23 protein-coding genes and 1 other RNA gene are annotated in these 19,559 nt (G+C 43.9%); 16 read left to right on the top strand and 8 right to left on the bottom strand.

Annotated features, from left to right (window positions below; translation table 11 throughout):
* Window positions 1-23: 23 nt before the first annotated feature.
* From rpiA to EYW48_RS01515, 4 genes are all read right to left on the bottom strand, one after another.
* Window positions 24-680, bottom strand: coding sequence for a ribose-5-phosphate isomerase RpiA (rpiA, locus tag EYW48_RS01530; protein WP_261917364.1), 657 nt, complete (start codon window positions 678-680; stop codon window positions 24-26).
* Window positions 681-746: 66 nt separating this feature from the next.
* Window positions 747-1,337 (bottom strand): 5-formyltetrahydrofolate cyclo-ligase, encoded by a 591-nt coding sequence (locus tag EYW48_RS01525; RefSeq protein ID WP_261917365.1) that lies wholly within the window; start codon window positions 1,335-1,337, stop codon window positions 747-749.
* A 2-nt stretch (window positions 1,338-1,339) separates the two neighbouring features.
* Window positions 1,340-1,524, bottom strand: a non-coding RNA gene (gene ssrS / locus EYW48_RS01520) — 6S RNA.
* Window positions 1,525-1,543: 19 nt separating this feature from the next.
* Complete coding sequence (locus tag EYW48_RS01515; protein WP_053310717.1) at window positions 1,544-1,852, bottom strand: cell division protein ZapA; 309 nt, start codon at window positions 1,850-1,852, stop codon at window positions 1,544-1,546.
* Window positions 1,853-2,095: 243 nt separating this feature from the next.
* On the opposite strand from EYW48_RS01515, the gene EYW48_RS01510 reads away from it, so the two are divergent.
* From EYW48_RS01510 to EYW48_RS01500, 3 genes are read left to right on the top strand one after another with little or no spacing between them, the layout of a single operon-like run.
* Window positions 2,096-2,671: a YecA family protein gene (locus EYW48_RS01510; RefSeq protein WP_176245425.1), complete on the top strand. Its 576-nt coding sequence runs from the start codon at window positions 2,096-2,098 to the stop codon at window positions 2,669-2,671.
* Between the two features lie 12 nt (window positions 2,672-2,683).
* Window positions 2,684-3,862, top strand: a complete 1,179-nt coding sequence (ubiH, locus tag EYW48_RS01505) for a 2-octaprenyl-6-methoxyphenyl hydroxylase (protein WP_274673954.1) — start codon at window positions 2,684-2,686, stop codon at window positions 3,860-3,862.
* Window positions 3,863-3,874: 12 nt separating this feature from the next.
* Window positions 3,875-5,104, top strand: a complete 1,230-nt coding sequence (locus tag EYW48_RS01500; protein ID WP_053310720.1) for an FAD-dependent 2-octaprenylphenol hydroxylase — start codon at window positions 3,875-3,877, stop codon at window positions 5,102-5,104.
* A gap of 72 nt (window positions 5,105-5,176) precedes the next feature.
* Here EYW48_RS01500 and EYW48_RS01495 read toward each other — a convergent pair whose 3' ends face one another.
* From EYW48_RS01495 to ygfZ, 3 genes are all read right to left on the bottom strand, one after another.
* The gene (locus EYW48_RS01495) at window positions 5,177-5,383 is read right to left on the bottom strand and encodes a DUF1107 domain-containing protein (RefSeq protein ID WP_053310721.1); all 207 of its coding nucleotides are present in this window, start codon (window positions 5,381-5,383) and stop codon (window positions 5,177-5,179) included.
* A 564-nt stretch (window positions 5,384-5,947) separates the two neighbouring features.
* Window positions 5,948-6,421 carry a YbaK/EbsC family protein gene (locus tag EYW48_RS01490; protein WP_171979746.1) on the bottom strand — a complete coding sequence of 158 codons (474 nt, stop codon included), beginning with the start codon at window positions 6,419-6,421 and terminating at the stop codon, window positions 5,948-5,950.
* Window positions 6,414-7,385, bottom strand: a complete 972-nt coding sequence (ygfZ, locus tag EYW48_RS01485; protein ID WP_261917369.1) for a tRNA-modifying protein YgfZ — start codon at window positions 7,383-7,385, stop codon at window positions 6,414-6,416. The genes EYW48_RS01490 and ygfZ overlap by 8 nt, the downstream gene beginning before the upstream one ends.
* 150 nt (window positions 7,386-7,535) lie before the next feature.
* Between ygfZ and EYW48_RS01480 the strand changes: the two genes are divergently transcribed.
* On the top strand, window positions 7,536-7,796 hold the full coding sequence (locus EYW48_RS01480; RefSeq protein ID WP_168521031.1) for a succinate dehydrogenase assembly factor 2: 261 nt from the start codon (window positions 7,536-7,538) through the stop codon (window positions 7,794-7,796).
* Entirely contained in the window at window positions 7,765-8,181 is a 417-nt protein-coding gene (locus EYW48_RS01475; RefSeq protein WP_277431782.1) for a protein YgfX, read from the top strand. The genes EYW48_RS01480 and EYW48_RS01475 overlap by 32 nt, the downstream gene beginning before the upstream one ends.
* Before the next feature lie 31 nt (window positions 8,182-8,212).
* Here the strand turns inward: EYW48_RS01475 and nadB are convergent, their stop codons facing one another.
* A complete protein-coding gene (gene nadB, locus EYW48_RS01470; RefSeq protein ID WP_053310726.1) occupies window positions 8,213-9,820 on the bottom strand; it encodes an L-aspartate oxidase in 1,608 nt (535 codons plus the stop codon).
* 545 nt (window positions 9,821-10,365) lie between these two features.
* Here nadB and rpoE point away from each other — a divergent pair.
* From rpoE to acpS, 11 genes are all read left to right on the top strand, one after another.
* A complete protein-coding gene (gene rpoE / locus EYW48_RS01465; protein ID WP_053310727.1) occupies window positions 10,366-10,938 on the top strand; it encodes an RNA polymerase sigma factor RpoE in 573 nt (190 codons plus the stop codon).
* Window positions 10,939-10,972: 34 nt separating this feature from the next.
* Window positions 10,973-11,596 carry a sigma-E factor negative regulatory protein gene (locus tag EYW48_RS01460; RefSeq protein WP_053310728.1) on the top strand — a complete coding sequence of 208 codons (624 nt, stop codon included), beginning with the start codon at window positions 10,973-10,975 and terminating at the stop codon, window positions 11,594-11,596.
* Window positions 11,593-12,570 carry a sigma-E factor regulatory protein RseB gene (gene rseB / locus EYW48_RS01455; protein ID WP_053310729.1) on the top strand — a complete coding sequence of 326 codons (978 nt, stop codon included), beginning with the start codon at window positions 11,593-11,595 and terminating at the stop codon, window positions 12,568-12,570. Before EYW48_RS01460 ends, rseB begins: the two co-directional genes overlap by 4 nt.
* Complete coding sequence (locus EYW48_RS01450) at window positions 12,567-13,037, top strand: SoxR reducing system RseC family protein (protein ID WP_053310730.1); 471 nt, start codon at window positions 12,567-12,569, stop codon at window positions 13,035-13,037. Before rseB ends, EYW48_RS01450 begins: the two co-directional genes overlap by 4 nt.
* A 112-nt stretch (window positions 13,038-13,149) precedes the next feature.
* Window positions 13,150-14,943: a translation elongation factor 4 gene (lepA, locus tag EYW48_RS01445; protein WP_053310991.1), complete on the top strand. Its 1,794-nt coding sequence runs from the start codon at window positions 13,150-13,152 to the stop codon at window positions 14,941-14,943.
* 92 nt (window positions 14,944-15,035) lie between these two features.
* A complete protein-coding gene (lepB, locus tag EYW48_RS01440) occupies window positions 15,036-15,932 on the top strand; it encodes a signal peptidase I (protein WP_171979744.1) in 897 nt (298 codons plus the stop codon).
* Between the two features lie 36 nt (window positions 15,933-15,968).
* Entirely contained in the window at window positions 15,969-16,646 is a 678-nt protein-coding gene (rnc, locus tag EYW48_RS01435; protein ID WP_053310732.1) for a ribonuclease III, read from the top strand.
* Window positions 16,639-17,610: a GTPase Era gene (era, locus tag EYW48_RS01430; RefSeq protein ID WP_053310733.1), complete on the top strand. Its 972-nt coding sequence runs from the start codon at window positions 16,639-16,641 to the stop codon at window positions 17,608-17,610. The genes rnc and era overlap by 8 nt, the downstream gene beginning before the upstream one ends.
* Before the next feature lie 50 nt (window positions 17,611-17,660).
* Window positions 17,661-18,389 carry a DNA repair protein RecO gene (recO, locus tag EYW48_RS01425; protein ID WP_053310734.1) on the top strand — a complete coding sequence of 243 codons (729 nt, stop codon included), beginning with the start codon at window positions 17,661-17,663 and terminating at the stop codon, window positions 18,387-18,389.
* Entirely contained in the window at window positions 18,386-19,117 is a 732-nt protein-coding gene (pdxJ, locus tag EYW48_RS01420) for a pyridoxine 5'-phosphate synthase (RefSeq protein ID WP_053310735.1), read from the top strand. Before recO ends, pdxJ begins: the two co-directional genes overlap by 4 nt.
* Window positions 19,118-19,126: 9 nt before the next feature.
* On the top strand, window positions 19,127-19,507 hold the full coding sequence (gene acpS / locus EYW48_RS01415) for a holo-ACP synthase (RefSeq protein WP_171979743.1): 381 nt from the start codon (window positions 19,127-19,129) through the stop codon (window positions 19,505-19,507).
* Window positions 19,508-19,559 lie beyond the last annotated feature (52 nt).

The raw sequence follows: 19,559 nt of genomic DNA, 5'->3' as shown, positions 1-19,559 counted from the left end.
GGAAAGTTTCGCTATTATGTGCGTTACTCCTCGATTTTTGCACCTTCTGCAGTACCGGTAATGACCACATCTGCACCTCGGTGAGCAAATAAACCAACGGTGACTACTCCAGCAATGCCGTTGATTTTATCTTCCAGTGCTTTTGCATCAGTAATTTTTAGGCCATGCACATCTAAAATAACGTTGCCGTTATCGGTGACGACACCGTGGCGATATTCTGGGTCACCACCAAGCTTGACGAGCTCACGAGCAACATAAGAACGAGCCATTGGGATCACTTCGACAGGTAATGGAAATTTGCCTAAGAAATCGACCGCTTTTGTACCATCAACAATACAAATGAATTTATCGGCAATTGCCGCAACGATTTTTTCACGAGTCAGTGCTGCGCCACCACCTTTGATCATATCGCGGGTTGGGTTGATTTCATCAGCACCATCGACATAAACATCAAGTTTAATTACATCATTGCAGTCAAATACTTCAATACCTAAGCCTTTCAGTTTTTCTGTTGAGGCGATAGAGCTTGATACGGCACCTTTAATATTATCTTTAATTGAGCCTAATGCATCGATGAAGTGATTCACAGTTGAGCCTGTACCGACACCAACAATGCTGCCTTTTTCTACGTATTTTAGAGCAGCCCAGCCGGCGGCTTTTTTCATTTCATCTTGAGTCATGCCAATCTCCTGATATCGATTAATGGGGTAACGTGTCTTAGCGGGCGCGATTATAGCCTCAATAATTTACGATTCCCATTGCCAGATTCGGCTCGGGGTCACTATTTTAGGTAAAGGGATATCCCACGCTTGGCTTGGGAGGCTTTCAACATATTGACAATCGTGGGCCAGTCCAATCGGTTGTGCTCCTATTCCAGTTTTAAACCACGTCTCTAGAGTTCGATCATAATATCCACCGCCCATACCGAGTCGCTGACCTTGTTTATCAAAAGCGACCAGTGGTGTACAGATGATATCGAGTTGATTTACTGGAAGGACCAAAGTCTGATTGAGTCTGGGTTCGGCGATACCGTACTTATTGGTTGCCATTGGTGTATTGGCGTCATAATGAAGAAACAGTAAGTGGCCGGCAGAGAACGGGTGTAAAACGGGAAGGTAAGTGTATTTGCCTTGTTGCCATAGCCATTCTATGAGTGGTTGAGTGTCTAACTCACCATCGCTTGCTAGATATAAGGCAATATGTTGGCTAGTCGATAGTTCATCTAACGCAGAAAATTGAGTAACAAGATCAAGCCCAGCGTTATGCTGTTGAGTCGATGATAATTGGTTACGTTGTTGGCGAATGTTTTTTCTAATGGTTTGACGAGAAAGTTGCATAGGAATACCCCGGAGTGCCGTTGAGGATTTTGGCCCTTGAACCAGCTGGTTCAAGGCGGATCAGCAATGATAACCGTAGGCTTCTCGGTACGAGCCGAGCTTGCTCAATAGTTACCAAATACTAACCCTTTGGTGTTGCTTATCGGCTCAGGGACTTAAATCCGCCTGACGAACACTCTAGGGTAAATTTGGTTTTTACTGTAATGCTACTGCTGTCCGTGCTTTACTTTACTAAGTACATCATCTAATGATGCGGCGAGCTTTTCCATACGCTCGGTTAATTGATTCTGTTTGCCTGCACTTTCATTTTGCTTGGTTTGTAGCTCATAGCAAATATTCAATGCAGCAATGGTCAGTAGTTTTACTTCATTAGTAACCTTAGTACGCTCTGCCATCTCTTTCAATCGATTATCAAGATCTTGAGCCGCTTGGATCAATGACTGCTCTTGTCCTGATGGACAATTAACACGAGTCAATTTTCCTAAAATTTCTACGTCTACCGCTTGATTACTCATGATGGATGAACTCTTTTCGCGCTGTCTAAGATGGTGCTACTCACATGACCATCGAGGTGGAAACTATAGGTAAAGCGTCACTAAGATTCAAGCTTTTCAGACAAGAGCGATAAAAATGAGGGACTAAAAACACAGTAATTGGACAAATTGAACAAAAGCTACTCACAATTGGTGCTTTGAGCATTTTCGCAGTTGGAGCGAAGTGGTAGGATCAAGTTTATTTGATTTTAGAATGAGTCACTCATGAGCGAAAAAACACTGCCAACTTATCTTTCCTTTGCCACTGAACTTCAATCGGCGGCACTTGCAGTAAACCCAGCTGAATTACACGGGTTACTCGCTGGTATGCTTGCGGGTGGCTTAAGCCTCAGTGACAAAAGCTGGCAGCCTTTGATTTTTGATTATACCAATGATGGTATGGGTTGGCCGGATCGCGCATTGACACTTGCTGAGCAAACGCTTGAAATCACCAAAAATGAAATCACAGGTTCAGATATCGAACTCTCTTTGTTGCTACCAGATGATGAGGCAGGGGCTAGCTTATTTGATTTAGCCGATGGCGTCGCAGATTGGGTGAACCACTTCATCTCTGGGTTAGGATTGGTGGGCACGGCGTTAAAAAAAGCATCTGTAGAATCTAAAGAAGCATTAGCGGATTTAGAAGAAATCGCCAAGTTGGGCATTGATGAAGATGACGATTTAAATGAGCAAGCCCAGCTATTGGAACAAGTGATCGAACACATCAAAGCTTGCGTACTGATCATTCATGCGGAATTTGGCATTAAACCAGTACAAGAAACTAAGCCAACTATTCATTAATGTGAGGTTGTTGTGAAGCAATTTGATGTGATTATTGCGGGTGGCGCAATGGCTGGTGCAACACTTGCTTTGGCGCTAGATCGCCTGTCTCAAGGTCAGTTAACCATTGCTGTAGTTGAAGCGTATCAAGCCGATAGTGAAGCTCACCCAGGCTTTGATTCTCGTTGCATTGCTTTGTCGTATGGTACGGTGCAAATTCTACAGCGCCTAAGTTTATGGAATTCGCTACAAAAGGTAGCAACCGCCATTGAACACATTCACGTGTCAGATCGTACTCATGCGGGAATGACGGATATAACTCATCATCAATTGGGTTTAGATGCGTTGGGTTATGTGGTTGAATTAGCTGATGTCGGGCTGATTTATGCCCAGCAAATAGCGCAATGTTCAAACATTGAATTGTTTTGTCCCCAATCAGTTCTGCAAGTTGAACGCAGTGAGAAAAGCGTAGTAGTAACATTGTCTGATGGGCAAAACATAGCGGCGAAATTACTGGTTGCGGCAGACGGCGCTATTTCCACTTGTTGTGAACAGGTGGGGGTAGCTCTACGTGAGCATGATTTTGAGCAAGTTGCTGTTATTGCCAATGTACTGACTCAGCAACCGCATCAGGGACGAGCTTTCGAACGTTTTACAGCAGATGGCCCTGTTGCACTGTTACCCATGAGTGATAATCGCCTCTCTTTAGTGTGGTGTTTACCACCAGAAAAAGCACAACAGATACTCAGCTTAAGCGATGACGCTTTTTTATTGCAGCTTCAACAAGCGTTTGGTTGGCGTTTAGGTAAAATGAATAAAGTGGGTGCTCGTGCCAGTTACCCATTAATATTACGCTACCGAGAGCAAAATATATCGCATCGTTTTGCTATTGTTGGTAATGCGGCTCAAACCTTACATCCTATCGCAGGGCAAGGTTTTAATTTAGGCATTCGAGATGTAGTCAGTTTGGCCGATGAACTGGTCAAGCAATTGAGTGATGTGGGGGAGTATAGTGGTTTACATGCTTTTAAACAGCGCCGCGAGCAAGACAGATTAGTGACGATTACCTTGACCTCATCACTGGTGCATCTGTTTTCTAATGATTGGTTAGCGACTCGCATTGGTCGAAATGTAGGACTGGCGCTGATGGATAATTTACCGTGGCTAAAAATGCCTCTGCTGCGTCGTACACTCGGCGTGGTTAATCGATAAAAAGGTTTGAATATGATGCAAAGCGTTGATATTGCGATTGTTGGTGGTGGAATGGTCGGCTTAGCATTAGCGGCCGCCTTTAAGCATAGCGATCTTCGTATTGCCGTGATCGAGGGTAATGTCCCCAATGGTGAGCTTAACGAACTACCCGATGTACGAGTGTCAGCTTTAAGTCGTTCTAGCGAAATGATTTTGCGTAATCTTGATGCATGGTCGGGTATTTTGCAGCGCCGTGCTGCTCCTTATTCTGCGATGGAAGTATGGGAGCGTGACAGTTTTGCACGCATTGAATTTAGTGCTAACCAACTGACTCAACCAGACTTAGGACATATTGTCGAAAACAGAGTGATTCAGTTAGCGCTGCTAGAGCAAGTGAAAAAGCAGGCTAATGTGACGCTATACATGCCAACAAAATGTCAATCTTTGGCTGTCGGTGAAAGTGAGGCTTGGTTGACATTAGATAATGGGCAATCATTGACGGCGAAGCTGGTTGTCGGAGCTGATGGTGCGAATTCTTGGGTTCGTCAGCAGCAGGATATTCCTCTGACTCACTGGGATTATGGGCATAGTGCGGTTGTTGCTAACATTCGCACAAGTGAGCCTCACCAATCAACGGCAAGACAAATCTTTACACCGCAAGGTCCTTTGGCATTCTTACCGATGAATGATCCTCACATGAGCTCTATTGTTTGGTCAACGGAACCAAGTCGCGCAGAACGCTTGGTACATCTGTCGGAGCATGAGTTCAATAAGATGCTAACTGCAGAGTTTGATCACCGTTTAGGTCTATGTGAAGTGGTTGGAGAGCGAGCGGCGTTCCCACTAAAAATGCGTTATGCAAGAGACTTTGCTCTTGAGCGTATTGCGTTGGTTGGTGATGCTGCACATACCATTCACCCACTTGCGGGGCAGGGCGTTAACCTCGGATTATTAGATGCCGCCAGTTTAGCTCAAGAAGTGCTTGCACTTTGGTCTAAAGGTGAAGATGTGGGGACTAAGAGTAATCTACGTAGCTATGAGCGTTGGCGTAAAGCGGAAGCGGCGAAAATGATAGCAGCGATGCAAGGTTTTAAAGATTTGTTCGAAGGTGACAACCCAGCGAAGAAATTGATTCGAGGTATTGGGATGCGTTTAGCTGGCCAACTTCCCGGAGCAAAAGACGAGATTATGAAGAGAGCATTAGGCTTAAAAGGCCACCTACCTGATTTGGCAAAAAGCAAAATGGTGTTGTTGGAACCTTAAAGTTATTACTTGCTACAAAGCAAAAGGGTTGGCAAATCGCCAACCCTTGTAAATTCTGTCGTTAAAACTGCATCAAGCGTAAGCGCAACGTAATCTCATTATTTCCTGATTCACTTCTTTTACTGTTTGGAAATGGCGTTTCTCTGCACGCTCAGGCAAGACTAATTTGCCATTATTAAATTCAAATTTCCCCACACCGTAAATGTAAATTCTTCCTTTAAAAAGACGACTTACGTGTTTTGCAATCATCCCCGGTGTATAGCGCTTAAACAGTCTCATACTACGATCCTTCTATTGTTCTTGCACTGCAAATTATATTAAACCCCCGTTAAAAATAGTGTGATATTAATAGGGGATTATGCAGTAAAGCCTAACCTGTTTGGATATTTGTGCTGCTGTTGGCAAAATGTTGGATAAATATCCAAGTTCGTGTGATGCTTTCCTCAAAACAGGGTTTGCTAATGAACTTGCCCTTGTTTTACTCGGTGCTTATTAAGCCCGAACAATATGACATTTTTAATAATAGTTGCATTTTATTTAAATGTGATAATTTTTGGTGAATTTTCTGACAAAAAAATGCCCGCTAAATGTGCGGGCGAATAGTCACAGATGCATTACACAAAAAGTGGATGTCCTGAAACAATCAGTGGATTCACTTTTTTGTTGGTGAAGGATACAAAAGAATGTTCATTCTGATTATGCTTTAACCAACGTCTGCAAGAGTACGTTAAAAAAGTCGCAATGACTATTTATGTTTTACTTTTGACTAAAAATTCACCGTCGATTTTGGTGTATTTCAGAGTTGCTCACGAAATAATGTAATGGATTACATTGTTTCATTGTTCAACGGACGATGTCTGCGATAATTGGATGGCAAAGCGCGACTAAATCTTGACAGCGAAGTGCGATTCCTGCCATTTGGGTACCACTACTGATAGTCACTTGTTGCTCATTCAGTAGTTGCCTATCAAATATGATAGGCATTGATGTGAGTAGCAGTAATGGTGTGACAGTGCCTACTTGGTAGCCTGTAATGAGTGCAACGTCTTCGATATTCACACAGGTCATACGACGTCCCTGAAATATGGCGCGTACTTTTTTGGGATCAACAGCTTTATTTCCCGGAACGCAGGCGAGCGCATATCGGCCACCTAACTCTTTTAAAACTATCGACTTTACCATCTGCTTTGGGTGAATGCCGCGCTGCTTGGCGGCATCTTCAATCGTTTTCGCTGGAGTTTGATGGGGCATTAGGCGATAAGAGACCCCTTGCTCCGTTAAATAACGAGTGATGTGTGTATCGAATTCGTTATTCATCTTCAAGAGAATAAGGTAACGTTTGGATCAACCAACGAGTGCCAGGTTGATTAGCTAGACGAAATTGAGTGTCGGCCTCTAAATTATTAGGTAGCACAATCAAGCCAATTGCTGTTTGATCGGCAAAAGTATAATGAGCGAGTAAGTGTCCAACACTACGCCAATTTTCACCGACCGAACGCTCCAATACAATGAGTTCATCACTGACCAATACTTGTTCGCTATTGCCTTTCACAAGGTACATAGCCCGTTTGTTGATACCACGGTATTTAGCGCGAGCTACTGTTTCTTGACCAGTATAACAACCTTTACTAAAGCTAATTCCATTCAGCGCTTGCAAGTTCAACGCTTGAGGAATATGTTCTCTTTGATCGACTTGAGTGATAAGCGGAATACCTTCTTCGATATCAAAACGTGTCCAAAGTGCTTCGCTGACTTTAGTGGCATCACTGCTGCTGATGAGCTTTTGTGCGATAGGTTCAGTTATCAGTAATAGCCAACGTTGTGGTGATATTTTTACAGCGCTACCACCTTCAATACTGCGAACATCACCTCTGTCTTCTGTTAATGCATCAATGTATTGTTCAGCGTTGTCACCGAATACACCTAAAGCAACATCCTGACTTTGGCTTATCTCTACTTTTGAAAAAATCGCGTACTTTTTCAGTTCGTTGAGCTCTGCTTCTATCGCTGATAATGGCTGGAACATCGCATAACCATTATTGTGGTGAAAAAGGCGAAACACTGACCAAACCTTACCTTTGGCGTCACAATGCGCACCGAATGTGGATTGTGTCTTCTCAAGGCTAACAACGTTACAGGTCACTTGACCTTGCAAATAAGCTTTTTTGTCATCTCCATCCATAGTGATTGCTCCCCATGAATCGAGATGAGCCATCATTAAAGGGGGAAGCGTGTCATTGGCGGTCACTGAGAGAGGTGTAAATGCGTTTTGCCAGTCCATGTTTGTCTACCTAAAAAGTAAAATGTAGACACTATGTTAGTCTGGTTCAGTTTTTTTGTCAGCTTGAACAGGGACTGTGACTCATCTACTAGTTGAATTACCATCCGCTTGATACACTCTGCGCAAATAAACATAAGGTGAGGAAAACCGATGTACACCACTGAAGAAAAAGCAAGAATTAAGTGGGCCTGCCGTCGAGGAATGCTAGAGCTAGATGTGGTTGTAATGCCATTTTTTGAAGAATGCTTCGACTCGCTTGGTGAAACTGAACAACGAGATTTTGTTTCCCTACTGGAGTGTGATGATCCAGATCTATTCACGTGGATTATGGGGCACGGTCGCAGTGAAAATTTAGGGCATGCCGCTATGGTGGACAAGATTGTCGCTCATAACCTCAGCAAAGTACGTTAAGTTTACACTTCAAGCTTCTTATTTCGCCTGTTTGGCTCATATCATATTGTTGATGTTGGTCATATGGGCGTTGTTGATTTCTCCTCTTCCTCTTGTTTCGACCCTCTTCTTTATCATCTTCTTATTGTCGGCGGGTTACCAATTCGATCTATTGCCTCCATGTGTTAGTGGAGATGTTACCTTGCATAAGGATGGCGGATGTCAATGGCTTGAAGAGACATTTATTATTAAAAAAGTCTCATTGCAATTTTCGTTTATGGTGCTTATTTTGTACTCAGAATGTGGGCAGCGCTACCTATTGTGGCGAGACAATTGTAGTGATGAACTGTATCGGCAGCTATTGGTTCGATTAGCGCAAATCAATAAACAACAAAAGGAGCCATAAAGACTCCTTTTGTTTAACTACATATTTATTCCTAGCCTTGCGGTGTCAGAATTGTAGGCCCGCTATCTTCGGCCAATTGTGGGTAGTCCAATGTGTAATGCAAACCACGGCTTTCTTTGCGTTGCATTGCACAGCGAACCATCAGCTCGGCGACTTGCAATAAATTTCGCAGTTCCAATAAATTGTTCGAAACACGGAAATGACTGTAGTACTCATGAGTTTCTTGTTGCAGCAATTGGATGCGACGTAATGCACGCTCCAAACGCTTGTCAGTACGTACGATGCCCATGTAATCCCACATGAATAGACGCAGCTCGTGCCAGTTATGTTGAATAACAACTTCTTCATCTGAGTTATTCACTTTACTTTCATCCCAAGCTGGTAAACTTGGAGGAAGTTGTGCTTCAGGCAGTGCTTTCAGAATATGTTGTGCCGCAGACCATGCATAGACAACACACTCAAGTAACGAGTTTGAAGCCATACGGTTAGCACCATGTAGCCCGGTATAGCTGACTTCACCGATTGCATAAAGGTGTTTGATGTCGGTCTGACCTTGCTTGTTGACCATTACCCCCCCGCAAGTATAGTGCGCAGCAGGTACTATCGGGATCGGCTCTTTGGTCATATCAATCCCCAATTCCATTAGACGAGAATGGATGGTGGGGAAGTGTTTTTCGATAAAATCGGCAGGCTTATGGCTGATGTCTAGGTACATACAATCAGCACCTAGGCGTTTCATCTCAAAATCTATCGCTCGGGCAACCACATCACGCGGTGCCAGTTCTCCACGTTCATCAAAATCAGGCATAAAGCGTGATCCATCAGGGCGTCTTAAAAATGCTCCTTCACCACGTAATGCTTCTGTCAAAAGAAAGTTACGAGCCTCAGGATGGAACAAGCAGGTTGGGTGGAATTGATTAAACTCCAAATTTGCAACGCGGCATCCTGCGCGCCAAGCCATGGCAATGCCATCACCAGAAGAGACATCGGGATTGGATGTATATTGATATACCTTCGATGCGCCCCCTGTGGCTAAGACCACGAATTTTGCACGAATAGTTTCAACGTGTTCTTGATTACGGTTCCAAACATAAGCGCCAATGACTTTTTGTTTGTCACCACCAACTTTGTCTTCAGTGATCAAATCTAATGCATTATGACGTTCAAGAATGGTGATGTTTGGGTGGTTATGAACATTATCTTGAAGGGAGGTTTGCATCGCCATGCCAGTTGCATCGGCAGCATGAAGGATACGTCGATGGCTATGACCACCCTCGCGAGTTAAATGATAACGAGGAGCTTCATCACTGTCATTTTCTTCTCTGTCGAAAGGAACACCGCCATCAATTAGCCACTGAACACTCTCTTTCGCGTGTTCTGCGATAAAGCGCACGGTATCTTCTTCACAAATACCAGCCCCTGCGATTTGTGTATCTTCAACGTGTGATTCAATACTGTCTGATTCGTCAAAAACAGCCGCAATTCCTCCTTGAGCGTAATAGGTGGCCCCCTCACTGCGAGGTCCTTTGCTTAGAACAATGACTTTTCCATGTTTTGCTACACGCAGAGCTAACGACAAGCCTGCTGCACCACTACCTACCACTAATACATCACATTGATGTTCACGGTTTGCGTTCATAAAACTTTTAAATTCCCGAACTATAGTAGAGTTATCCAACTCTTATTTAAAAAAATGTACTGCATGTATCTATACTCTTGAAGTGCTTAAGTCGCAAGGTTTTATCCCTTCCTACTTGAAGATGCTGCGGTGTTGGCGGCGTTCGTTTACCCCAATCACATAGCCTGTCTATGCTTATGGGGTAAACTCACTTGCCGCCTACCTGTAACTCCAAGTCGTTTTTGGTATATCCATTAGCTGCGTAAGCGTGACTTCGATCATCTAGATAAAATAAAGGTAAATTATCTCGTTAAAATGCAATACTTTGGTCAATGCCATTGTCTTTCGTATTATCGACCCTCACTATGTTGTAAGGTTTGTCGAATTGAAGTTACGTCACACTTATCGATTGTGAATGGCAAATATTTTTAGACAGAATGGAACTTCCCATTCTTCCTTGAGTCACAATAGTGCTCATGTAAGCGGTGGTGTCAATACTACACTTTGCATAATGAATGCCCATATCTGAGAAGGTAAGGGGAATAACAATAGGAGTACACGCTCGAATGAACGAGCAGTTGACCGATCAGGTATTGATTGAGCGAGTTCAGAGTGGGGATAAGCAAGCGTTTAACCTTTTGGTCTTAAGATACCAAAATAAAGTCTGCAACCTTATTTCTCGGTATGTGAGCAATTCTGGAGATGTAGCGGATGTCGCCCAAGAGGCATTCATCAAGGCGTATCGTGCTATCCCAACTTTTCGTGGAGAAAGCGCGTTTTACACTTGGCTATACCGTATTGCTGTCAATACTGCTAAAAATCACATTGTTGCGCAGAGCCGCAGGCCACCCGCAAATGATGTTGATGCTGAAGATGCTGAATATTATGAAAATGGTAATGCGCTAAAAGAAATATCGAACCCTGAGAACATTACGTTGTCCAAAGAATTGCAACAGGTAGTGTTCAGTGCGATAGAAGCGTTACCTGAAGATTTAAAAACGGCGATGACGTTGCGTGAGCTTGAAGGCTTAAGTTACGAGGAAATCGCAGAAGTTATGGATTGTCCTGTAGGAACGGTGCGTTCGCGTATCTTCCGTGCTCGTGAAGCGGTAGAAAAGAAGATAAAACCTCTTTTATAGCGCTCAAACCAGTAATGAATATGGTGAATAAATAATGGCTGACAAAGAAAAACTTTCAGCACTCATGGATGGGGAAATGGTCGATAAGGCACTAATCCAAGAATTAGAGCTTGACCAAGAAAGTTTACAAACGTGGAAAAATTACCATGTAATTGGTGATGTGATGCGTGGTGATGCCCCAGTGCGAGCTGAATGGAATATTGCAGAAAGTGTGGCGTTAGCATTGGAAAGTGAGCCTACGCACAGTCGTTTACATTCGGCCTCTGTTGTTGATATTCAGCATGGAAATCGTGAGTCTCAACCTACGCCATCGCAAGCCCGTAGACAATTACCAGCATGGCTTTCTCAGTTTGGACAAGTCGCTGTGGCTGCTTGTGTCTCGCTTGTGGTTGTTTTGGGTGTGCAGCAATACAGTGGTAGTGATCCAACCTCCACTCAAGGTGATCAATTACCTGTATTACAAACAGTACCGTTCACTGGTAGTGTTGAACCGGTTAGCTTGACTCGTGATTCTGTCGAGCGACACAACAATGACACTAATATGCAAGAGCAACGCCGCCGCGTTAACGCGCTATTACAAGATTACGAGCTGCAACTTCGCTTAAATAGCGAAAGTGCTAGCTTGCACAACGATGTACATCAATCGGTAGCTGAATGAATAAATACCTGATCAGTGCGTTGGCGCTGTTCAGTTTGAACTCTACATTAGCCTTTGCAGATGACCAACCTGCAGAGGCTTTGTTGCTTCAAATGAACGAAGCCAGTCAGCACTTAAATTATGAGCTGTCTTACATTCTTATTAAGAAAAGCAGTATCGAACCTTTACTGTATCGTCATGCGAGTAAAAGTGACCAACAATTTGCTCATCTCGTCTATCTCAGTGGGCCGGTCAGAGAAGTTATTCGTCGTGGTGATGAAGTCAGTTACATTGAGCCAGGCGTAGATCCGTTCACCATCGAATCTAGCTCTATGGTCGCACCAACGATTCCTATGCTCGATAGCGATGTTGGCGCATTAAGCCAATATTACGACTTTGTTAAAGTCGGTCGTGCTCGTGAAGCGGGTACTGCCTGTCAGGTTGTGCGTATTGTGCCTAAAGATGGGTTGCGTTATTCCTATGTTTTATGGGTTGATGAAGCCAGTCATTTGCCACTACGAGCAGATTTAGTTGATAGAGATGGTGAAGTATTAGAGCAATATCGCACCATATCTTATGCGATCAGCGACAAACTCGCCGATGCGATGGAGGGGCTCAATGCCGTCAAACTTCCAGAAGTATTGTCTTTACCAAAGGGTAACCTTAACGAAAGTTTTTGGAATGTAGGTTGGACTCCTGATGGTTTCGAGCCCAAAGAACTGAACCGTTACCGTATGGCCATTACTGAACGTTTAGTTGAAAGCCAAATGTTTAGCGATGGTTTGTTCAGTTTCTCTGTGTACATTTCAGATAGCGACAATCATTCGTTAAAAGGTCAATTGGTTCGCCAAGGTCGCCGTACTTTACATAGTTTTGTGAAAGGCAATAATGAGATCTCGGTGGTGGGTGATATTCCACCAGAAACCGCCAAGCGTATTGCTCAGTCAATTACGTTTAAAGCGATGAACAAAACCAATGAGGTGACGGCACCATGATGACGGCGTTGGCGACAGTGACTTCTGTTCAATTAAAGCAACAAGGGTTTCATGTTGAACTCAGTTGTGAACAGCAGACCAGTTGCAGCAGTTGTTCTTCATCAAAAAGTTGTGGGACGGGGATTGTTTCTAAAGCTGTGGGCAACAAAACACTGCACTGGCAACTCAATACGGACAAAACAGTCAAGCCTGGCCAGGTGATTGAAATTGGTTTTCCTGAAAAAAGCTTACTTCAATCGGCGGCTTTGGTTTACCTAGTGCCGTTATTTATGATGATGCTTGGAGCTTGGCTCGGTGATGCTGTTATTGCCCCTATGTTTAATGGTGGCGAAGGTTTGGTGATTATGAGCGCGGCACTTTTTATCGCCGTTGGGATCATCATTGCCAAACGATTCTCCACCGTTCTTGAAAAACGTTCACAGCTTGAGGTGGTTTTGGTTCGAGTCCTCGGTGAGCCCATTGCCTAATTTATGATGCGATCCCTATCGAAATTGGGTAGAATCTGCCAACTTTATGGAAACGCCACTTGATGTCGCGTTCTTATGTTCCTTTTTGCAAGAGTTTAGTCATCCCAAACCTATGAAGCACATTCGTAACTTTTCGATTATCGCCCACATCGACCATGGTAAGTCGACCCTCTCTGACCGTTTAATCCAAGTTTGTGGTGGATTGAGTAATCGTGAAATGGCAGCTCAAGTCCTCGATTCTATGGATCTTGAACGTGAGCGTGGCATCACCATCAAAGCGCAGAGTGTGACGCTCGACTACCAAGCAAAAGATGGCGAGACATACCAGCTCAACTTTATCGATACTCCTGGACACGTTGACTTCTCTTATGAAGTTTCCCGTTCTCTTGCCGCCTGTGAAGGTGCATTATTAGTAGTGGATGCAGGTCAAGGTGTTGAAGCTCAAACCTTGGCTAACTGTTACACTGCGATTGAAATGGAACTGGAAGTTGTTCCTATCCTTAACAAAATCGATTTGCCAGCCGCAGAACCAGAGCGTGTAGCGGAAGAGATTGAAGATATCGTTGGTATTGATGCGATTGATGCTGTCCGTTGTTCGGCTAAAACTGGTCTTGGGGTTGATGATGTACTCGAAAAGATCGTTTCTGGTATTCCGGCGCCAGAAGGTGATCCTGACGCGCCACTGCAAGCTTTGATCATTGACTCTTGGTTTGATAACTACTTAGGTGTGGTTTCTCTTGTACGCGTGAAAAACGGCGTATTGAAGAAGAATGACAAGATTAAAGTGATGAGTACCGGGCAAATTTGGGGGGTTGATCGTTTGGGGATTTTTACGCCAAAACAAGTCGACCAAACTGAATTAAATACTGGTGAAGTTGGCTGGGTTGTTTGTGGTATTAAAGACATCCTTGGCGCGCCAGTTGGCGATACGTTGACTTCAGCAAAAACACCATGTGAAAAAGCGTTACCAGGATTTAAAAAGGTGAAACCTCAGGTTTATGCTGGTCTTTTCCCGGTTTCTTCTGATGATTATGAAAATTTCCGCGATGCATTAGGTAAACTTAGTCTTAACGATGCGTCACTGTTTTATGAGCCAGAAAGCTCGGCAGCACTAGGTTTTGGTTTCCGTTGTGGCTTCTTGGGTATGCTCCATATGGAGATTATTCAAGAACGTCTAGAGCGTGAATACGACCTTGATCTTATCACCACCGCACCAACGGTAGTGTATGAAGTTGAAAAAACTGACGGTACGGTACTTTATGTTGATAGCCCTGCTAAATTGCCAGCGGTTAATGATATTGAAGAGATTCGTGAGCCGATTGCTCGTTGTAACATTCTGGTACCGTCTGAATACCTAGGTAATGTGATTACCTTGTGTATTGAAAAGCGTGGTGTGCAGGTTGATATGGTTTACCACGGCAACCAAGTAGCACTGACTTACGACGTTCCTATGGCTGAAGTGGTACTCGATTTCTTTGACCGTTTGAAGTCGACATCACGTGGTTACGCATCATTGGATTACGGTTTCCAACGTTTTGAAGCATCAAGCATGGTTCGTGTTGATATTTTGCTTAATGGTGACAAAGTGGATGCTTTGGCTATCATCACGCATAAAGACAACTCGCAAACACGTGGTCGTCAAGTTGTTGAGAAGATGAAAGAATTCATCCCTCGTCAAATGTTTGATATTGCGATTCAAGCCGCGATTGGCAACCATATTATTGCTCGTTCAACCGTCAAACAGCTACGTAAAAACGTACTAGCAAAATGTTACGGTGGTGATGTGAGTCGTAAGAAGAAACTGTTGAAGAAACAGAAAGAAGGTAAGAAACGCATGAAGCAAATTGGTAACGTAGAGTTACCACAAGAAGCGTTCCTTGCGATTCTTCATGTTGGTAAAGATTAACCATTGCGTTGAATGTACCGTTCATCATGCAGTAATCATAAGTGAAAGAGTTTCGGCTCTTTCACTTTCGTATTTTTAGATAAGGGAAGTCCATGGCAAATACATTCTCACTCATCTTGGTGATCGTGACCTTAGTGACCGGAGTGGTCTGGGTGCTAGAAAAGTTGGTTTGGGCAAAGAAACGCCAGCACAAAGTGGCCGGTATTGAAGCGCAAACCAACGGATTAGATGCCAGTGTGACGGCTAAAGTCGCCGCTCAACCATGGTGGGTAGAAAATAGTGTCTCTATTTTCCCTGTGATTGCTTTGGTGCTGGTGCTGCGTTCTTTTATCTATGAACCGTTTCAAATTCCATCAGGTTCGATGATGCCAACATTATTGGTTGGTGATTTTATCCTGGTTGAGAAATATGCTTATGGTTTGAAAGACCCAGTATGGCGTACTCAATTGGTTGAAACGGGTAAGCCTGAGCGTGGAGATATTGTAGTTTTTAAATATCCACCACAGCCAAGTATTGACTACATCAAGCGTGTAGTGGGTATGCCAGGCGATACGGTTCGCTATAGTAGTAACAAGGAAGTTTGTATCCAAGCTCAAGGTTCAACAGAATGTAAACAGGTCAAACTGTCCAATGTTGAAGAGAGTGAATTCAACCAAAATGGCATTCCCTTAATCCAAGTGAATGAAAAGCTAGGCCAGGTTGAACACCAGATTTTGATCAATCCATTGCGTCGTGATCGCGTTGATGCGTATCAACCTCGTCATGGTGTTAACGAGTGGGTTGTTCCACAAGGTCAGTATTTTGTGATGGGTGATAACCGTGACAACAGTGCTGATAGTCGCTACTGGGGTTTTGTCCCAGAAGCAAACTTAGTCGGTAAAGCCGTTGCTATTTGGATCAGCTTCGAATTTGAGCGTGATGCCGATAGCGCTTTACCTTCATGGATTCCAACTGGTGTGCGTTTTAACCGCATTGGTGGTATTAACTAGGCTAGCCTTGGCTAGCCATCATTACATCGAGAGAGCATGAATTCTCCAATTAGCAAATTAGAAACTAAACTCGGCTATCAATTTAATGATCCCGAGTTTATTTCCTTAGCACTGACACATCGCAGTGCAAATGGTAAGCACAATGAACGTCTTGAGTTTCTGGGCGATTCAATTTTAAGTTTTGTCATCGCCGATGAGCTATACCATCGTTTCCCTAAAGTGAATGAAGGGGATATGAGTCGTATGCGCGCTACGTTAGTTCGTGGTCATACTCTGGCGGAACTAGGTCGAGAATTTTGCCTAGGAGATTACTTAAAATTAGGTCCAGGTGAGTTGAAAAGTGGCGGTTTTCGTCGTGATTCAATCCTTGCTGATGCCGTAGAAGCCATCATTGGTGCTATTTACTTAGACAGCGATGTTGAAGTGATACGCGGTATTATTTTGAGTTGGTATCAAGATCGTTTAGATGCCATCGAGCCCGGCGTTTCACAAAAAGATCCAAAAACTCGCCTTCAAGAGTTTCTGCAAGGCAGAAGAAAACAGCTGCCAATCTATACAGTGACTAATATTAAAGGTGAAGCACACAACCAAGAGTTTACGGTGTCGTGTGATGTCGCAGGAGTAGGAACCCCTGTAATTGGTAAAGGCACTAGCCGTCGCAAAGCTGAACAAGCGGCTGCTGAAATTGCACTAGAGCAACTAACAAATGGCTGATAACGAATTCGACTTGGATGCATACTTTGCATCAAATACTAGCGCTAATGAAGCAACGGCACCCGATGATCAACACTGTGGTTTTGTCGCCATTGTTGGTCGTCCTAATGTTGGTAAATCAACGTTGCTAAATAACCTACTTGGGCAAAAAATTTCGATCACATCGCGCAAGCCGCAAACTACTCGCCATCGTATTATGGGCGTGGAAACTGACGGTCAATACCAAGCGATTTATGTCGACACTCCAGGGCTACACATTGAAGAAAAACGTGCCATCAACCGCTTAATGAACCGAGCGGCGAGCAGTTCTTTAAGTGATGTCAACTTGGTGCTGTTTCTTGTCGATGGCACTCAGTGGACTGCTGATGATGAAATGGTGCTTAACAAACTACGTAACGCTAATTTCCCTGTTGTTCTGTGTGTGAATAAAGTTGATAACGTGAAAGATCGTAATGACGTTATGCTGCACATGTCTGAACTATCTAAGAAAATGGAGTTTGTCGATATCGTACCGATTGCCGCTAAACACGGTAAAAATGTCGATGTATTACGTAAACACGTGCGTGAGCATTTGCCGAAAGCGACACACCATTTCCCTGAAGAGTATGTGACTGACCGTTCTCAGCGTTTTATGGCATCTGAAATTGTACGTGAAAAATTGATGCGCTTTACCGGTGAAGAACTACCTTATTCTGTTACGGTTGAAATTGAACGCTTCGACTACAATCCTGAAACGGATGGTTTTCATATCAATGCGTTGATCCTAGTCGAACGCAGTGGTCAGAAGAAAATGGTGATTGGTAAAGGTGGTGAGAAAATTAAAACCATCGGTCGCGAAGCCCGTTTAGATATGGAAGAGCTGTTTGGTCGCAAGGTTTACCTCGAAACTTGGGTGAAAGTGAAGTCAGGGTGGGCAGATGATGAACGCGCCCTTCGTAGCCTAGGTTATATTGACGATCTATAACCCATATTAGAGATGAGTAGTCATAGTGCTGCTCATCTCTGAGTTACTTTATGTCTGAAGGTTTACAACGTTGTTTTGTCCTCCATCGACGTCCTTATAGCGAGTCGAGTTTGATCCTTGATGTTTTTAGCGAGGAGTATGGTCGTGTTACTTTGATGTCTAAAGGTGCGCGCAGCAAACGTTCGAATCTCAAAGGTGCTTTACAACCTTTTACCCCCTTATTACTCAAATGGTCGGGCAATAGCTCGATGAAAACCCTTCGCCAAGCAGAACCAATCAGTTTAGGGTTACCTCTTTATGGTATTACTCTCTACTCTGCGATGTACGTGAATGAATTGATTGGGCGAGTGTTAGCACAAGAAGTGCCTGCTCCCGGTCTGTTTCATGACTACTTGCATGCCCTTACCGAACTTGCTCAATGTGATAATCCAGAGCCTGCACTGAGACGTTTTGAACTCGCCCTGCTCGCAGCAATGGGTTATGGCGTCGATTTTTTACATTGCGCAGGAACAGGCGAAGCGATTGACCCAGAGATGACGTATCGTTATCGCGAACAGAAAGGCTTTATTGCGTCAGTGCGCCGAGATAACTTAACCTTTATGGGGAATGAGTTGATCGCAATTAGTGAACGTCGCTTCGTGACCAAAGAGCAACTTCAAGCGGCAAAACGCTTTACACGTATAGCCTTAAAGCCGTATCTTGGCGGTAAACCTTTAAAGAGCAGGGAACTTTTCCTGCCAATGACCAGTTTTTCCAAAGTACGGAGTATAGGAAAATGAGCGCAATTTATTTAGGCGTTAATATCGATCATATCGCAACTTTACGTAATGCACGTGGTACCAAATATCCAGACCCAGTTCACGCTGCTGAAATCGCTGAACGCGCGGGTGCTGATGGCATCACAATCCATTTGCGTGAAGACCGACGCCATATTAAAGATCGAGATGTTCGTATTTTGCGTGAAACGCTGCAAACTCGTATGAACCTTGAAATGGCCGTGACTGATGAAATGGTCGATATTGCTCTAAAAACACAGCCTGAATTTGTTTGTTTAGTGCCTGAAAAGCGTGAAGAACTGACCACTGAAGGTGGTTTGGACGTTCTTGGTCAGCTTGAAAAAGTCAAAGCTGCAACCGAAAAGCTGACGGAGGCAGGGATTAAAGTCTCGCTCTTTATTGATGCTGACCGTGAACAAATTGACGCCGCTAAAGCATGCGGTGCACCATTTATCGAGCTGCATACTGGTCATTACGCTGACGCTGAAACGGAAACTGATCAACAAGATGAGTTGAAGAAAATTGCAGCAGCTGCAAGTTATGCCAGTGACCTTGGCATCACCGTTAACGCTGGTCATGGTTTGACTTACCATAACGTAGCGGCTATCGCGGCATTGCCTGAAATCTATGAATTGAATATTGGCCACTCTATCATTGGTCGCGCCGTGTTTGACGGTTTAGATAAAGCTGTTGCTGACATGAGAGCAATCATGCAAGCGGCGCGTAAATAAGGTTAACGAGTGGCTATTGTTGGTCTGGGTAGTGATATCGCAGAAATCGAACGTATAGAAAAAGCATTATCACGCAGTGGTGATGCTTTTGCCGAGCGTATTTTGACACCGCAAGAGCTCGCTGTATTTACTTCATTGAAGCAAAAGGGCCGCTATCTTGCTAAGCGCTTTGCAGCCAAAGAAGCAGCATCGAAAGCATTGGGTACTGGTATCGCACATGGCGTCAGTTTTCAAGACTTCACAATTAGCAATGATCAAAATGGTAAACCACTGCTGACGCTCTCTGGCAAGGCGGCGCAATTGGCTGAAGTTGCTGGTGTGCAACATATCCACTTAACGATATCGGATGAACGTCACTATGCGGTCGCAACGGTGATATTCGAATCGTAGTTAGTAGTTATGCTCATTGGAGTTGCGGCATATATGGCGCAACTCCAACCTA

The sequence above is a fragment of the Vibrio sp. 1180_3 genome, assembly GCF_029478545.1.
Classification (GTDB): domain Bacteria; phylum Pseudomonadota; class Gammaproteobacteria; order Enterobacterales; family Vibrionaceae; genus Vibrio; species Vibrio aestuarianus.
The sequence above is the reverse complement of the archived record's forward strand: the minus strand, read 5'-3'. Positions and strand labels throughout refer to the sequence as shown.

Bases quoted from the DNA above. Each gene is read 5' to 3' on its own strand.
- rseB (WP_053310729.1), top strand. From the start codon at position 11,593: ATGAATAAATACCTGATCAGTGCGTTGGCGCTGTTCAGTTTGAACTCT.
- EYW48_RS01490 (WP_171979746.1), bottom strand. From the start codon at position 6,421: ATGAATAACGAATTCGATACACACATCACTCGTTATTTAACGGAGCAA.
- rpoE (WP_053310727.1), top strand. From the start codon at position 10,366: ATGAACGAGCAGTTGACCGATCAGGTATTGATTGAGCGAGTTCAGAGT.
- lepB (WP_171979744.1), top strand. From the start codon at position 15,036: ATGGCAAATACATTCTCACTCATCTTGGTGATCGTGACCTTAGTGACC.
- nadB (WP_053310726.1), bottom strand. From the start codon at position 9,820: ATGAACGCAAACCGTGAACATCAATGTGATGTATTAGTGGTAGGTAGT.
- EYW48_RS01450 (WP_053310730.1), top strand. From the start codon at position 12,567: ATGATGACGGCGTTGGCGACAGTGACTTCTGTTCAATTAAAGCAACAA.
- EYW48_RS01510 (WP_176245425.1), top strand. From the start codon at position 2,096: ATGAGCGAAAAAACACTGCCAACTTATCTTTCCTTTGCCACTGAACTT.
- EYW48_RS01515 (WP_053310717.1), bottom strand. From the start codon at position 1,852: ATGAGTAATCAAGCGGTAGACGTAGAAATTTTAGGAAAATTGACTCGT.
- recO (WP_053310734.1), top strand. From the start codon at position 17,661: ATGTCTGAAGGTTTACAACGTTGTTTTGTCCTCCATCGACGTCCTTAT.
- EYW48_RS01460 (WP_053310728.1), top strand. From the start codon at position 10,973: ATGGCTGACAAAGAAAAACTTTCAGCACTCATGGATGGGGAAATGGTC.
- era (WP_053310733.1), top strand. From the start codon at position 16,639: ATGGCTGATAACGAATTCGACTTGGATGCATACTTTGCATCAAATACT.
- rpiA (WP_261917364.1), bottom strand. From the start codon at position 680: ATGACTCAAGATGAAATGAAAAAAGCCGCCGGCTGGGCTGCTCTAAAA.
- pdxJ (WP_053310735.1), top strand. From the start codon at position 18,386: ATGAGCGCAATTTATTTAGGCGTTAATATCGATCATATCGCAACTTTA.
- EYW48_RS01495 (WP_053310721.1), bottom strand. From the start codon at position 5,383: ATGAGACTGTTTAAGCGCTATACACCGGGGATGATTGCAAAACACGTA.
- ygfZ (WP_261917369.1), bottom strand. From the start codon at position 7,385: ATGGACTGGCAAAACGCATTTACACCTCTCTCAGTGACCGCCAATGAC.
- EYW48_RS01525 (WP_261917365.1), bottom strand. From the start codon at position 1,337: ATGCAACTTTCTCGTCAAACCATTAGAAAAAACATTCGCCAACAACGT.
- EYW48_RS01500 (WP_053310720.1), top strand. From the start codon at position 3,875: ATGATGCAAAGCGTTGATATTGCGATTGTTGGTGGTGGAATGGTCGGC.
- rnc (WP_053310732.1), top strand. From the start codon at position 15,969: ATGAATTCTCCAATTAGCAAATTAGAAACTAAACTCGGCTATCAATTT.
- EYW48_RS01480 (WP_168521031.1), top strand. From the start codon at position 7,536: ATGTACACCACTGAAGAAAAAGCAAGAATTAAGTGGGCCTGCCGTCGA.
- lepA (WP_053310991.1), top strand. From the start codon at position 13,150: ATGAAGCACATTCGTAACTTTTCGATTATCGCCCACATCGACCATGGT.